This is a genomic window from Apilactobacillus pseudapinorum, from assembly GCF_040369555.1.
Classification (GTDB): Bacteria; Bacillota; Bacilli; order Lactobacillales; family Lactobacillaceae; genus Apilactobacillus.
On sequence record NZ_BAABVU010000005.1, the window covers coordinates 44,050 to 57,634 of the forward strand.

The window sequence follows — 13,585 nt, forward strand, 5'->3', positions numbered from 1 at the left end:
GGTTAATAACATGCAATATTCTGAGACTATCCAATCTATTGAACAATTAGTGAAAGATCAAGTTGTTCCAGGTGTTAACTATGCTTTTATAGATGAAGGTAGTGTTCAACGTTTCTTAATTGGTAATCGTCAATTATTACCGGTTAAGAAACCTTTAGCTGATGGTCATCTAATATATGATATGGCCTCATTAACTAAAGTCGTTGGAACTACAATGGTAATTCTGAAATTGGCTGAACTGGGCAAATTGAGTTTAGATGATTCAATTTCAAAGTATTTGCCAAAATGGAAATTTAGTGAAGTTACCATCAGAAATTTAATTTGCCATACATCTGGCATCGAAGGGTATATTCCTAATCGTGACAAACTCAATCATGATGAATTGATAGACGCCTTACTAGGGCTTCATGTCGGATTAGGTTTGAACAAAGAGATGCATTATGCAGATGTTAACTTCATTTTTTTAGGCTTAATTGCAAAACAGATTACAGGCGAATCGATTCATCAATTGATTACTGAATATGTTTTACAGCCACTGAAGATGGATAACAGTTCATTTCATCCTAACCCTGCGGATTGTGTTCCGACTGTTTATGATGAACGTCATGGCTTATTGCAGGGAACTGTTCATGATCCTAAAGCGCAGGTTTTAGGGGATGACTGTGGGTCAGCTGGATTATTCAGTAATATGGATGATTTGATTAAATTCGTTCAGTCAATTTTAAATCCGGCTGAAAACCCAGTACTTTCAGAAGAGACACTGGCTGGTTTTTATAAAGACCAAACCGGTTACGATTTAGGTCGAACATACGGTTTTGAAAGATTAGATTATGAGGGGATGCACTATATTTGGCAATCTGGTTTTACAGGAACCTTTATTGTGATAATCCCAGAAAAGAAAAGGGCAATGATTTTTCTATCTAATCGAGTTCATCCGGTTTCTCCTAATGAAGAATTCATTGAAAGAAGAGCACCGTTAATTGAAACTTATTTAAAAGCAAATAAAAAAGACGAATCGTAAGATTCGTCTTTTTTTAATATGATTCTGAAACATCAATTTGTTCTTGTGCAGAAAAGTCATCATTTGGATATCTACGTTTTAATGCTTTGATTAAAATGTGTTTAGCAATGATGTTATTTCTTGCAAGGATAGGACCATGGAAGTAAGTGCAGTATACGTTCTTAAAGATTGCACCTTCAGCGTTATCAGCACCATTGTTACCATAACCTTGTTCAACGTCACCTAAAGGACGTTCACCATTACCAGTGTAGGTAACACCTTGATGATTTTCAAAACCGTGGTAAACTTCGCCAGTTTCTTTATTTTTAATTTTAATATCACCGATGAAACGGTTATCGTGTTGTTGTTCTGTGTAGTGATCTAATACACCAATTCCTGGAATTTTATTTCCTTCGGCATCGATATAGTACTTACCTAGTAATTGGTAACCACCACAAATGGCAAGTAAGCAACCATCAGAATCAATGAATTTTTTAATTTCATCCTTCTTAGTTTGGAAGTCTTTTGAAACAATACTTTGTTCAAAATCTTGACCTCCACCAAAAACGGCGATGTCATAGTCATCAGATTTAAAATCTTCGTCTAGACTAACAACCTGTGATTCAACGTTGATGCCCATTTTTTTACCGTAATATTTTAATACTAAGATATTTCCTAAATCACCGTAAGTATTCATTAAATCACCATATAAATGGGCGATGTGTAATGTATATTCTTTGGTCATTATTCCATACCTCCCTTAATGTAACCTTTTTCAGCAAAGTCTTTTCTTAATTGAAGCATTGCAGTATAAGTTGCTAAAATATAAACCTTTTTAGTTGGTAGTGAAGGGATTTCTTCAACTACTTTTTCTAAATCTGGTTGAACTTCATGAATGTCTTCATCGACTCCAGCAACTTTAAATCTAAAGGTGATATCTTTGTATCTTTCACCACCAGTGATGAATTTTTTAATTGGCATTTGAGTGAAACGTTCAAATTCACCGTCCCAAATCCAACTAGTATCAATTCCATCAGCGTAGTTGGCATTTAACAAGCAGATTAATGAAAAATTATCTTGTTCCTTAGAGATAGTATCAATCACTTGGTTCAAACCAACGGGATTTTTAACCAACACAAGGGTAGTTTCCTTACCATCAATGTCGATTAATTCTTGTCTACCAAAGACACGTTCGTTTGCAGTAAATGCTTGGGCGATGTCTTTTGGATCAACATCTAATAATCTTCCAACAGAGTATGCAGCAAGGGCGTTGTAGATGTTGTAAACACCACCAATACCAATAGTTAGGTTTTGACCATCAACAGTGAAGTCTGATGAGTTGGGTGTTAAGTTATCTAGTTTAGTTAATTCGTGTGATAACTCAGGGCGCTTGAATCCACAATGTTCACAGAAGTAGTTACCTAAGTTGGCATAACTAATGTAGTGATAGTGCAAAATATTTTGACAAACTGGACATAAAACACCGTCAGTATTTGGTTCAGCTTTGAAGTTATCGCCATCTTCGTGATTTTTAAATCCGTAAAAAATCTTTGGATTTGGTAAATCAACTGAATTAAAGATAGGCGCATCACCATTTGCAATGATAGTTGCGTTAGGAGCTAACTTTACACCATCGATAATTTTTTTGTAAGTAGTGTAAATTTCGCCATAACGATCCATTTGATCACGAAAAATATTGGTGAATACAAAAGCAATTGGTTGAATATGTTTTGTAAGCTTAATAACGTTTGCTTCATCGACTTCTAGCACTGCTAGTGGTCGGTTACTTTTAGGATTTTTAGCTTTTAAGAATGTAGTAACCAATCCTTGTTCCATATTAGAACCAGAAGGATTAGTAACCACGTTTTGGTATTTTTGTTTTAGGACTTGAACAGTTAGTGCTGTGGTAAGGGTTTTACCGTTAGTACCAGTTACAACAATAATGTCGTAGTTTTGACCTAAATGTTTTAAGATTGCAGGATCGATTGCAGTGGTAATTTTACCAGGAAGTGAACTTCCACCATTCAGAAATGTGTGTAAGAACCAGTATGATGATTTACCCGCAAAAGTCGCAAATTCGCTTCTTATAGACATACTTGTACTCCTTAATTAATTAATACACAAAATTTTATCATACTTTCCTATTATAGAACGAATAATTGAATTATTTTAGTAAAATCATTCAAATTAGTCGCAACTATCGAAATTAATTGATAAATCGGCTATAATAATAAATGAGAAAAATAGAGAAAGCGAGTTTTATCATGGCACAGCTATATTATCGTTACGGGGCAATGAACAGTGGTAAGTCAATCGAAATTATTAAGGTTGCGCATAATTACGAGGAACAAGGTAAATCAGTTATCCTTATGACTAGTGCGCTAGATACTAGAGAGGAACGCGGAACTGTTGCTTCTAGAGTCGGCCTAAGTAGAAATGCACATGTTATTGAAGCAGATTCTAACTGTTTTGAAATGGTTAAATCAATTGACCCAGATGCTAGTTGTATCTTAATTGATGAAGCTCAATTTTTAAGTAAGCAACATGTCTTACAATTAGCGAAAATTGTGGATGAATTATCAATTCCTGTAATTGCTTTTGGTTTAAAGAACGATTTCCAAAACAATTTATTCGAAGGATCACAAGCATTATTGTTGTATGCTGATAAAATCGAAGAAATGAAGACAATTTGTTGGTTCTGTGGACGTAAAGCGATTATGAACTTACGTTTTCATGATAGTAAGCCAGTATACGAGGGCGAACAAATTCAAGTTGGAGGAAACGAATCATACTATCCAGTATGTAGAAAGCATTACTTCAATCCACCAATGGAACAAATGGGAAAGTGAGGAATTATTAGATGGATGAAATATTTGAAAAGCTACAATCTGTAGTTGATCGCTATGACGAACTAAATGAATTAATTAGTGACCCAGAAGTTATTGCTGACACTAAGCGATTCATGGAATTGTCAAAAGAAGAAGGTAGCTTACGTGAAGTTGTTGCTACCTATAATAAGTATAAAGATGTTGTTTCTCAATTAGAAGACGACAAAGCGATGCTAGCTGAAAAGTTAGATGATGACATGAATGAAATGGTTAAAGCTGAAATTAGTGAACTAGAACCACAAAAGGGTGAACTAGAAGAAGAAATTAAAATTATGCTTCTACCTAAAGACCCTAACGATGACAAAAACATCATCATGGAAATTCATGGTGCTGCTGGTGGGGATGAAGGTAGTCTATTTGCTGCTGACCTTTACAACATGTACATTAGATATGCTGAAAGCCAAGGCTGGAAAACTTCAATTATCGATGAAAGTGATACTGAAGTTGGTGGATTTAAAGAAATCGCCATTATGATTCAAGGGGACAACGTTTACTCAAAACTTAAATTTGAAAACGGTGCTCACCGTGTGCAAAGAGTTCCTTCAACTGAATCAGCTGGTAGAATTCATACTTCAACTGCGACTGTTGGGGTTATGCCTGAAGCAGAAGATGTTGATTTAGAAATTGATCCAAAAGATATTAAGACTGATGTTTACCGTGCTTCTGGTGCTGGTGGACAACACGTTAACAAGACTTCATCAGCCGTTAGAATGACTCATTTACCTACTGGAATTGTGGTTGCGATGCAAGATGAACGTTCACAACAACAAAACCGTGCTAAGGCAATGCAAGTTTTGAAGTCACGTGTTTATGATTACTACCAACAACAAGAAGTAGATAAATACGATGCTGAAAGAAAATCAGCAGTTGGTAGTGGTGATCGTTCAGAAAGAATTAGAACCTACAACTATCCACAAAACCGTGTTACTGATCATAGAATTGGTTTAACTCTTAACAAGTTGGATAAAGTTATGACTGGTGACTTAGAAGATATCATTGATGCTTTAATCTTATCTGATCAAACTGCTAAGTTGGAGCAATTAAAGAATGACTAATATGACTTACTTTGAAGCCCAGAAAAGGGCTTCTTTTCTTATCAAGGAAAAAAATTTAGATGAAGAAGTCGCCAGATTGTTCTTAATGGAAATGTTTGGATTTGATAATACACATTTGTTATTACATTATCGTGATGAAATGAGTTCACAAGACGCTGATAGATATTTTGAATGGGTTAATCAGTATCTAGATGGTAATCCAGCTCAATATATTATTGGATCAACTGAGTTTTATGGTAATAGTTTTAAAGTTGATTCCAGAGTATTAATCCCACGTCCCGAAACTGAAGAGCTTGTTGAGTGGGTATTAAATGAATTTCAAGAAAGTCCAAAATTGAAAGTATTAGATTTAGGAACCGGAAGTGGTGCCATCGCCATTTCTTTGAGTAAAGAACATCCAGATTGGGATATCACTGCCTCCGATATTTCAAAAGATGCCTTAGAAGTTGCTAAGTATAATAATGAAGAAAATGGAACCAAAGTAGCGTTTTTGACGAGTGATCTGTTCGACTCTATTCACGAAGATTTTGATGTAATAATAAGCAATCCTCCCTATATTTCCGAAGATGAAATCGACTATATGGATGATAGTGTATTAAAACACGAACCAAAGCAGGCTTTATTTGCAAAAAATAATGGCTTATTTATGTATCAATCTATCGCAAATTATATTAAAATGAAGAAGGATACTACTCACGGAACTTTATATCTGGAAATCGGATTTAAACAAACTGAGGCAGTTACCAGGATTTTCACAGAATCATTACCTGATTGCCAAGTAACTAGCAGATGTGACTTTTTCGGTAATCCGCGAATGATACGAGTTAAATATTAAGGAGGGAAGTAAAATATATGGATACACACATTTACACTGCAAACGATTTGGATGCAGCGGCAAAAGATATAGTGGAAGGAAAGCTAGTTTCTTTTCCAACAGAAACTGTATATGGATTAGGGGCTGATGCAACTAATGAAGATGCGGTTAAGAAAGTATATGCTGCAAAGGGTAGACCAAGCGATAATCCACTAATTGTTCATGTTGATAGTGAAGAAATGGTAGAGGAGTATGCAATGCCATTATCTGATGAAGCTAAAAATTTGATCAAAACTTTTTGGCCAGGACCATTAACAATTATCTTTAATTTAAAAGATAACGTTTTATCTAAAACGGTAACTGGTGGATTAGACACAGCAGCATTTAGAAATCCTAATAATGATTTAACATTATCGTTGATTAAAAAAGCAGGGGTACCAATTGTGGGACCATCAGCGAATACATCTGGAAAACCAAGTCCAACTATTGCGATGCATGTTTACCATGATTTAAAAGGTAAAATTGCTGGAATTTTGGATGATGGTGAATGCCAATTTGGGGTAGAATCAACAGTTTTAGATATGTCAACTGACCAACCAGCTATTTTAAGACCTGGAGCTATTTCAACTGAACAAATTCAAGAAGTAATTCACAAACCAGTTTTAGATGAAAGAGTTCATGTTGCTGATGCTCAGGTTCCAAAAGCGCCTGGGATGAAATATAAGCATTACGCACCATCTGCGCAAGTTTATATTGTTGATAGTCCTAAAGACTTTGAAGAAGCTGCAAAGTGGGCTGCTGAACAAGATGATAAAGTTGGTGTCATGGCAACAGATGCTGTTTTAAACAATTTACACCTTAGTAATAATGTTGAATCATTCTCATTAGGTTCAGATGTTTTATCAGCCAGTCATTCATTATTTGCTGGCCTAAGACATTTTGATAATGAATCCGATGTTAAATCGATTCTAGCGCAAGGTTTTTCAAATGATGGCATAGGTGAAGCCTACATGAATCGTTTGAACAAATCTGCAGGACAAAAGCATTTTAATAAATAGTTACGTAAATATTGAGGGGGCACTTCTATCATGAAATACGATTACCAAACTGAAGACAAAGAATTATGGGATGTAATTAAAAATGAACAAGCTCGTCAAGAAAACACAATTGAACTAATTGCTTCTGAAAACATTGCGTCAAACGCTGTGATGGCAGCGCAAGGTTCTGTATTAACTAACAAATATGCAGAAGGATATCCAGGTAAAAGATACTACGGTGGATGTGAATTCGTAGATAAGTCTGAAACATTAGCTATTGAACGCGCTAAAAAGCTTTTTGGTGCAGAATATGTTAATGTTCAACCACATTCAGGTTCACAAGCTAATCAAGCCGTTTACTCTGCTTTTTTAAAACCTGGCGATAAAATATTAGGAATGGATTTAAACGCCGGAGGACATTTAACACACGGTGCGAAAGTTAACTTTTCTGGTAAGATTTATCAATCATTCTCATATGGGTTAGATCCAAAAACAGAACGTTTAAACTATGAACAGATCCTGGAAATTGCTAAGGAAGTGCAACCACAAATCATCGTTGCTGGAGCTTCAGCTTACAGTAGATTTATTGATTGGAATAAATTTAGAGAAATTGCGGATGAAGTAGGGGCATACTTAATGGTAGATATGGCACATATCGCCGGACTAGTTGCTACTGGTTTACATCCTAGTCCAATCGGAATCGCCGATGTCGTAACTACAACCACTCATAAGACCCTAAGAGGTCCACGTGGTGGAATGATTTTGTCACAAGAAAAATTTGCTAAGAAGATTAATTCAGCAATGTTCCCTGGATCACAAGGTGGTCCATTAGAGCATGTTATTGCAGGTAAGGCTGCTTGTTTCTTTGAAGACTTACAACCAGCATTCAAAGAATATTGCCAACAATTGGTTAAAAACGCCGCAGCAATGGCTGATGAATTCAATAAGAGTGAAACCATTAAAGTTGTTTCAGACGGAACTGATAACCATTTAATGGTTTTAGACCTAACTGATACAGAATTAAATGGAAAAGAAACTCAAATTCTGTTAGACTCTCTTAAGATAACAACCAACAAAGAAGCTATTCCGGATGAAAAGCTTAGTCCATTTGTTACTAGTGGATTGAGATTGGGAACTCCAGCAATTACTTCTAGAGGCTTTGATGAAAATGATTCACGTAAAGTTGCAAAAATGATAACACGTGCAATCGAAAATCACAGTGATGAAAGTGTACTTTCGGAAATTAAAAAAGAAGTTGCTGAATTAACCCAAAAACATCCAATTTTTAATTAAAAAGGAGAAACACCATGGGAAAATTTCAAGTAATGAATCATCCATTGATTCAACACAAATTAACAATTATCAGAAATGAAAATTGTGGAACTAGAGAATTTCGTGAAGTCGTTAATGAAATTGCTTCACTTTTAGCGTTTGAAGTTTCTAGAGAAATGCCTTTAGAAGATGTAGATGTTAAAACACCTCAAGGAATTGCGCATGCAAAACAACTTTCAGGTAAGAAAGTTGCAGTTGTTCCTATTTTAAGAGCTGGTATTGGGATGGTTGATGGAATCCTAGATTTAATCCCTGCAGCTAAGGTGGGACACATAGGAATGTATCGTGATGAAGAAACCCTTCAACCTCATGAATACTTTGTGAAATTACCTAGTGATATTGACAAACGTCAAATTTTCGTAGTTGATCCAATGCTAGCTACTGGTGGTTCTGCCATCATGGCGATTGATGCATTGATTAAGCGCGGTGTTGACGAAAGTAACATCAAATTTGTGTGCTTGGTAGCTGCTCCAGAAGGAGTGAAAGCTCTTCAAGAAGCCCATGGTGACGTTGATATCTATGCTGCCGCATTAGATGAAAAATTAGAAAATGGTTATATTACACCTGGTCTAGGTGATGCTGGTGACCGTTTATTTGGAACTAAATAATAGAAAAAGCCATCATTTTTGATGGCTTTTTTATTTATGTATAACTTTCTTCTAAATTGCTAAGATACATTTTTTTGATTTTGTAAAGCACAAATTTTAAAAAATTAATTTTTCCTCTATTTCGCCCTTTTTATTTTGAAATAAACTTTGATTGGTGGTAATATTTGTATGTATTTTGTAAGAGAAATACATCATCTTAAAAGTAAAAACTGTCATTATATTACATAATGGTTAGTATACTTAGGTTGCGAAAAGGGGTGATAATCTGTGAATGATCCAATATCTACTTTTAAGCTATTCGGATTGACTTTTAATATTGGGAATATGGTAGCTGTTACGGTAGCAGCCGTGTTTACTTTCTTATTAGTCTTTATCTGTTCTAGAAGACTACAATTGATTCCAAGCGGAAAGCAAAATTTCCTAGAAGCAATCGTAGACTTTACTAATGGAATAGTTAAAGGATCGATCTCAGGATCTGAGGCTAACGCCTTTGGCCTTTACGCATTTGTACTATTTCTATTCATCTTTATCTCTAATCAAATGGGACTATTATTCCAAGTTGATTACAGTGGGGTGACTTACGTAAAGAGTCCAACCGCCGATCCTATCGTGGCATTGACATTGGCTGCAATTTCATTGTCATTAGCTCACTTCTTAGGAGTCTCAAAACTAGGATTTAAAGGTTACTTCGTAGGAAGTTATTTCAAGCCTTTTAAGTTATTGTTCCCGTTAAATGTTTTTGAAGAGTTAGCTAATTTCTTAACTCTTGGATTACGTTTATACGGTAACATTTTCGCAGGTGAATTGCTTCTAGGAATGGTTACGAAACTTGCATTCTCAATGGGAGCTGTAAGTCTTATTCCAAGTGTTTTCGTAGCGATGATTTGGGATGCGTTCTCTATCTTTATCGGTAGTGTTCAAGCATTCGTTTTCGTTACATTAACATTCGTATACATTTCTCAAAAGCTCGAACCTGAGGAATAATTTTCATTATTTTTTATTTATTTAAGGAGGATTTACCATGGGTGTAATCGCTGCAGGTATCGCTATGTGTGGTTCCGCTATCGGTGCAGGTATCGGTAACGGTATTGTTGTTTCAAAATTTCTAGAAGGAATGGCTAGACAACCAGAAATGACTGGTGCATTAAGAACTAACATGTTTATCGGTGTTGGTTTGGTTGAAGCTATGCCAATTATTTCACTTGTTCTTTCACTTGTTTACATGAACAAGTAATAATTAAAAGGTAAAATAATTCTTCTATTCTCAATTAAGGAGGTGTCAATAGATGCTTTCACATTCATTAATTCCAACAGTCGCTACGACTGATGGCGGTGGATTGTACTTCGGTAATATGATTTTTACAGCCGTTGTATTCATTATTTTGATGCTTCTAATCATGCATTTCGCATGGAAACCATTATCAGAAATGATGGAAAAACGTGCTAACAAAATCGCCGATGACATCAATTCAGCAGAAAAGTCTCGTAAGGAAGCTGAAGACTTAGCTAAACAACGTGAAGACGCTTTATCTAAGTCAAGAGAAGATGCTAACGGCATTATTAACAATGCTAAGCAATCAGCTCAAGTCCAAGGAGAACAAATTATTTCTTCTGCTAGAAACGATGCCCAAAGTATTAAGGCTTCTGCTCAAAAAGATATTGAACAAGAACGTCAAGATGCTTTAGCAAACACTAAAAATGATGTGGCCAATTTATCTATTGAGATTGCTTCTAAGATCATTCAAAAAGAATTAAAAGCTGACGATCAAAAGGCATTGATTGATTCTTATATTGAAGGGTTGGGGAAGCAAGATGCTAGATAAAATCACATTTGCAAAACGTTATTCAAAAGCACTTTACGAAGTGTTGGAAGAACAAAACGAAGTTGAAACTGGTTTAAAAGAATTATTATCAATCAAACAAGTTTTTGTTGATAATCCTTCATTAGAACAAGCTTTAACTGACGTAAGCTTTCCAGAAGACAAAAAAGAAAGTTTAATCAAACCTTTGATTGACGATTCTGATGTCGACTATGTAAAGAACCTATTAAAAGTTTTATTAGGTTCAAACAAAATGGATGAACTAACTTTAATTGTAGAAGAATTTGAACAATCTTATAACGAAAAGAATAAAATTGTTCATGCTGATGCAGTCTCTGTAGTTCCTCTAACTGACGAACAAAAAGACAACCTTGCAAGTGCTTTTAAAGCACGTGTAGGGGCAAACGAAGTTATCTTAGATAACAAAGTTGATCAAAGTATAATCGGTGGTGTAATTCTAAAATCATCGAACGTTATTTTTGATGGAAGTGTTAAGACTAAAATTAACAACATTAAAAAACTTCTATTGAGTTAATAACAATATCTATCAAAGAGGTGAAACTTATATGAGCATTAATGCTGAAGAAATCAGTGCTCTAATCAAGCAACAACTTGCTGGCTTTAAGGATGAACTTGCTGTTGAAGAAACAGGAGTTGTAACCTACGTTGGTGATGGTGTTGCTCGTGCTCATGGTTTAGATAACGCGTTGTCTGGTGAGTTACTTGAATTCGAAAACGGAATCTATGGTATGGCTCAAAACCTTGAAAGTAACGATGTAGGTATTGTTGTTTTAGGTGACTGTACACATATTCGTGAAGGTGCAACTATTAAACGTACCGGTAAAATCATGGAAGTTCCTGTTGGAGAAGACATGGTGGGTAGAACCATCAACTCTTTAGGACAACCAATTGATGGTAAGGGTGATATCAAGACTGAAAACACTCGTCCTATCGAAAAGAAAGCTCCAGGTATCATGGACAGACAAAGTGTCTCTGAACCATTACAAACTGGTATTAAGTCAATCGATGCGTTAGTTCCAATTGGTCGTGGCCAACGTGAATTAATCATCGGTGATAGAAAAACAGGTAAGACTTCAATCGCTGTTGATACAATCTTGAACCAAAAGGATCAAGATATGATTTGTATCTACGTAGCTATTGGACAAAAAGATTCAACTGTTCGTTCACAAGTGGCAACACTAGAAAAATTTGGTGCAATGGATTACACAATCGTATTGTCAGCCGGTCCTTCTGAACCAGCTCCACTACTATACATTGCTCCTTATGCTGGTGCTGCAATTGGTGAATACTTTATGAACCAAGGTAAGCATGTGTTAATCGTTTATGATGATTTAACAAAACAAGCTAATGCTTACCGTGAACTATCACTTATTCTTCGTAGACCTCCTGGTCGTGAAGCATATCCTGGTGATATCTTCTATACCCACTCACGTTTACTAGAACGTGCTGCTAAGTTATCTGACAAGTTAGGTGGCGGTTCAATGACTGCTCTACCAATTGTTGAAACTCAAGCAGGGGATGTTTCGGCTTATATTCCAACCAACGTTATTTCAATTACTGATGGTCAAATCTTCTTGAACTCAGACATGTTCTATTCAGGAACTCGTCCAGCCATTGATGCTGGTACATCAGTTTCTCGTGTTGGTGGGGATGCTCAAATCAAAGCGATGAAACAAGTAGCAGGTACTTTGAGACTTGACTTGGCTTCATATCATGAACTACAAGCCTTTGCTCAATTCGGTTCAGATTTAGATGATGCTACACAAGCTAAATTGAACCGTGGTGCTCGTACTGAAGAAGTTCTAAAACAACCTCTTCATGCTCCACTACCTGTCGAAAAACAAGTACTTATTCTATTTAGTTTGACTCACGGATTCTTAGACAAAGTTGCTGTTGACGATATCCAACGTTACCAAACTGAATTATTCAACTTCTTCGATGCTTCACACCGTGACATATTAGACCACATTATTAGTACTGGTAAGTTACCTGATGGTGATGACTTAGCAAATGCAGTTGATGAATTTACTAAATCATTTGTACCAAGTAAGCAAGAAGAAACTCAAAATAACTAGCTTGAAGGATGGTGAGAACTAATGGCTGAATCTATTAATGATGTTAAACATCGTATTGCATCAACCAGAAATACACGTCAAATTACTACTGCGATGCAAATGGTTTCAACTGCAAAGTTGAATCGTATTCAAAAGCATACCAGTAATTATGAGGAATATGTTTCTCGTGTTAAGGCTGTTGTAATGCATTTAGCTCAGTCTCATTTGTTAGACAAAATTAATTCCTCAAGTAATGCATCTGACCATAAATCAGGTAAGACTGCATACCTAGTTATTACATCTGATCGTGGAATGGTAGGAAGTTACAATAGTAATGTAATTAGAGAAACTAATAACTTTATTGAAGCTCATACACCTAATCCTGACGATTACATGATTTTAGCAGTGGGTGGAAACGGTGCTGATTTTTATAAGAATCGTAATGTAAACGTTGCTTATGAATATCGTGGTGTTTCTGATATTCCTACTTTTGCTGAAGTTAGAGAAATCGTTACAACTGCAAACTCAATGTTTGAAGATGGTGTCTTCGATAGACTATATGTTTGTTACACACACTTTGTTAACAGAATTTCTTCAACTTTTAGAGCTGAAAAAATGCTGCCAATGGATAGCGAAGCGTTTGAAGAAGATTCAAGTAAAGATATCCAAGCCCATGAAATTAATGCGGAATACGATATCGAACCTGATGAATCTGCAGTATTGAAGGTTGTATTACCTCAATACGCACAAAGTTTAGTATTTGGAGCAATTCTTGATGCTAAAACTTCAGAACATTCTTCAAGTTCAACTGCAATGCAATCTGCTTCAGACAACGCATCAGATCTTATTTCTAGATTAGAATTACAATACAATCGTGCTAGACAAGCTGCTATTACTACCGAAATTACAGAAATTGTCGGTGGTCAAGAAGCTCTAAAGCACTAATATGACGGGAG

The 13,585-nt window shown here is 35.7% G+C and carries 15 protein-coding genes; 13 read left to right on the top strand and 2 right to left on the bottom strand.

Annotated elements, in window-relative coordinates; translation table 11 throughout:
* The first annotated feature begins 10 nt into the window (after positions 1 to 10).
* Positions 11 to 1,021 carry a serine hydrolase domain-containing protein gene (locus tag ABWU86_RS00250; RefSeq protein ID WP_293793862.1) on the top strand — a complete coding sequence of 337 codons (1,011 nt, stop codon included), beginning with the start codon at positions 11 to 13 and terminating at the stop codon, positions 1,019 to 1,021.
* 13 nt (positions 1,022 to 1,034) lie between these two features.
* Here the strand turns inward: ABWU86_RS00250 and ABWU86_RS00255 are convergent, their stop codons facing one another.
* Entirely contained in the window at positions 1,035 to 1,745 is a 711-nt protein-coding gene (locus ABWU86_RS00255) for a type 1 glutamine amidotransferase (RefSeq protein WP_293793860.1), read from the bottom strand.
* A complete protein-coding gene (locus ABWU86_RS00260; protein WP_293793858.1) occupies positions 1,745 to 3,094 on the bottom strand; it encodes a Mur ligase family protein in 1,350 nt (449 codons plus the stop codon). The genes ABWU86_RS00255 and ABWU86_RS00260 overlap by 1 nt, the downstream gene beginning before the upstream one ends.
* A 170-nt stretch (positions 3,095 to 3,264) precedes the next feature.
* On the opposite strand from ABWU86_RS00260, the gene ABWU86_RS00265 reads away from it, so the two are divergent.
* The 12 genes from ABWU86_RS00265 to ABWU86_RS00320 all read left to right on the top strand — a co-directional run bounded on the left by ABWU86_RS00265 (position 3,265) and on the right by ABWU86_RS00320 (position 13,574).
* Entirely contained in the window at positions 3,265 to 3,849 is a 585-nt protein-coding gene (locus ABWU86_RS00265) for a thymidine kinase (protein WP_293793855.1), read from the top strand.
* A gap of 11 nt (positions 3,850 to 3,860) precedes the next feature.
* Positions 3,861 to 4,943 (top strand): peptide chain release factor 1, encoded by a 1,083-nt coding sequence (gene prfA, locus ABWU86_RS00270; protein WP_293793852.1) that lies wholly within the window; start codon positions 3,861 to 3,863, stop codon positions 4,941 to 4,943.
* Positions 4,936 to 5,778, top strand: coding sequence for a peptide chain release factor N(5)-glutamine methyltransferase (prmC, locus tag ABWU86_RS00275; protein ID WP_353320833.1), 843 nt, complete (start codon positions 4,936 to 4,938; stop codon positions 5,776 to 5,778). Before prfA ends, prmC begins: the two co-directional genes overlap by 8 nt.
* Positions 5,779 to 5,795: 17 nt before the next feature.
* Positions 5,796 to 6,815 (top strand): L-threonylcarbamoyladenylate synthase, encoded by a 1,020-nt coding sequence (locus ABWU86_RS00280; RefSeq protein ID WP_353320835.1) that lies wholly within the window; start codon positions 5,796 to 5,798, stop codon positions 6,813 to 6,815.
* A gap of 30 nt (positions 6,816 to 6,845) precedes the next feature.
* Positions 6,846 to 8,087, top strand: coding sequence for a serine hydroxymethyltransferase (gene glyA / locus ABWU86_RS00285; protein WP_353320837.1), 1,242 nt, complete (start codon positions 6,846 to 6,848; stop codon positions 8,085 to 8,087).
* A gap of 14 nt (positions 8,088 to 8,101) precedes the next feature.
* Positions 8,102 to 8,734 carry a uracil phosphoribosyltransferase gene (gene upp, locus ABWU86_RS00290; protein WP_293793843.1) on the top strand — a complete coding sequence of 211 codons (633 nt, stop codon included), beginning with the start codon at positions 8,102 to 8,104 and terminating at the stop codon, positions 8,732 to 8,734.
* A 267-nt stretch (positions 8,735 to 9,001) separates the two neighbouring features.
* The gene (gene atpB / locus ABWU86_RS00295; RefSeq protein ID WP_293793841.1) at positions 9,002 to 9,718 is read left to right on the top strand and encodes a F0F1 ATP synthase subunit A; all 717 of its coding nucleotides are present in this window, start codon (positions 9,002 to 9,004) and stop codon (positions 9,716 to 9,718) included.
* Positions 9,719 to 9,755: 37 nt separating this feature from the next.
* Positions 9,756 to 9,968, top strand: a complete 213-nt coding sequence (gene atpE, locus ABWU86_RS00300; protein WP_053949825.1) for a F0F1 ATP synthase subunit C — start codon at positions 9,756 to 9,758, stop codon at positions 9,966 to 9,968.
* Between the two features lie 52 nt (positions 9,969 to 10,020).
* Positions 10,021 to 10,557, top strand: a complete 537-nt coding sequence (gene atpF / locus ABWU86_RS00305; RefSeq protein ID WP_293793837.1) for a F0F1 ATP synthase subunit B — start codon at positions 10,021 to 10,023, stop codon at positions 10,555 to 10,557.
* Positions 10,547 to 11,089, top strand: coding sequence for an ATP synthase F1 subunit delta (gene atpH / locus ABWU86_RS00310; RefSeq protein ID WP_293793835.1), 543 nt, complete (start codon positions 10,547 to 10,549; stop codon positions 11,087 to 11,089). Before atpF ends, atpH begins: the two co-directional genes overlap by 11 nt.
* A gap of 31 nt (positions 11,090 to 11,120) precedes the next feature.
* The gene (gene atpA / locus ABWU86_RS00315) at positions 11,121 to 12,650 is read left to right on the top strand and encodes a F0F1 ATP synthase subunit alpha (RefSeq protein WP_353320840.1); all 1,530 of its coding nucleotides are present in this window, start codon (positions 11,121 to 11,123) and stop codon (positions 12,648 to 12,650) included.
* Between the two features lie 21 nt (positions 12,651 to 12,671).
* Positions 12,672 to 13,574, top strand: coding sequence for a F0F1 ATP synthase subunit gamma (locus tag ABWU86_RS00320; protein ID WP_053949829.1), 903 nt, complete (start codon positions 12,672 to 12,674; stop codon positions 13,572 to 13,574).
* The last annotated feature ends 11 nt before the right edge of the window (positions 13,575 to 13,585 follow it).

Excerpts from the sequence above, each read along its gene's own strand:
- prmC (WP_353320833.1), top strand. The coding sequence starts at position 4,936 with ATGACTAATATGACTTACTTTGAAGCCCAGAAAAGGGCTTCTTTTCTT.
- ABWU86_RS00320 (WP_053949829.1), top strand. The coding sequence starts at position 12,672 with ATGGCTGAATCTATTAATGATGTTAAACATCGTATTGCATCAACCAGA.
- upp (WP_293793843.1), top strand. The coding sequence starts at position 8,102 with ATGGGAAAATTTCAAGTAATGAATCATCCATTGATTCAACACAAATTA.
- glyA (WP_353320837.1), top strand. The coding sequence starts at position 6,846 with ATGAAATACGATTACCAAACTGAAGACAAAGAATTATGGGATGTAATT.
- ABWU86_RS00260 (WP_293793858.1), bottom strand. The coding sequence starts at position 3,094 with ATGTCTATAAGAAGCGAATTTGCGACTTTTGCGGGTAAATCATCATAC.
- prfA (WP_293793852.1), top strand. The coding sequence starts at position 3,861 with ATGGATGAAATATTTGAAAAGCTACAATCTGTAGTTGATCGCTATGAC.
- ABWU86_RS00250 (WP_293793862.1), top strand. The coding sequence starts at position 11 with ATGCAATATTCTGAGACTATCCAATCTATTGAACAATTAGTGAAAGAT.
- atpE (WP_053949825.1), top strand. The coding sequence starts at position 9,756 with ATGGGTGTAATCGCTGCAGGTATCGCTATGTGTGGTTCCGCTATCGGT.
- atpF (WP_293793837.1), top strand. The coding sequence starts at position 10,021 with ATGCTTTCACATTCATTAATTCCAACAGTCGCTACGACTGATGGCGGT.
- ABWU86_RS00280 (WP_353320835.1), top strand. The coding sequence starts at position 5,796 with ATGGATACACACATTTACACTGCAAACGATTTGGATGCAGCGGCAAAA.
- atpA (WP_353320840.1), top strand. The coding sequence starts at position 11,121 with ATGAGCATTAATGCTGAAGAAATCAGTGCTCTAATCAAGCAACAACTT.
- atpH (WP_293793835.1), top strand. The coding sequence starts at position 10,547 with ATGCTAGATAAAATCACATTTGCAAAACGTTATTCAAAAGCACTTTAC.
- ABWU86_RS00265 (WP_293793855.1), top strand. The coding sequence starts at position 3,265 with ATGGCACAGCTATATTATCGTTACGGGGCAATGAACAGTGGTAAGTCA.
- ABWU86_RS00255 (WP_293793860.1), bottom strand. The coding sequence starts at position 1,745 with ATGACCAAAGAATATACATTACACATCGCCCATTTATATGGTGATTTA.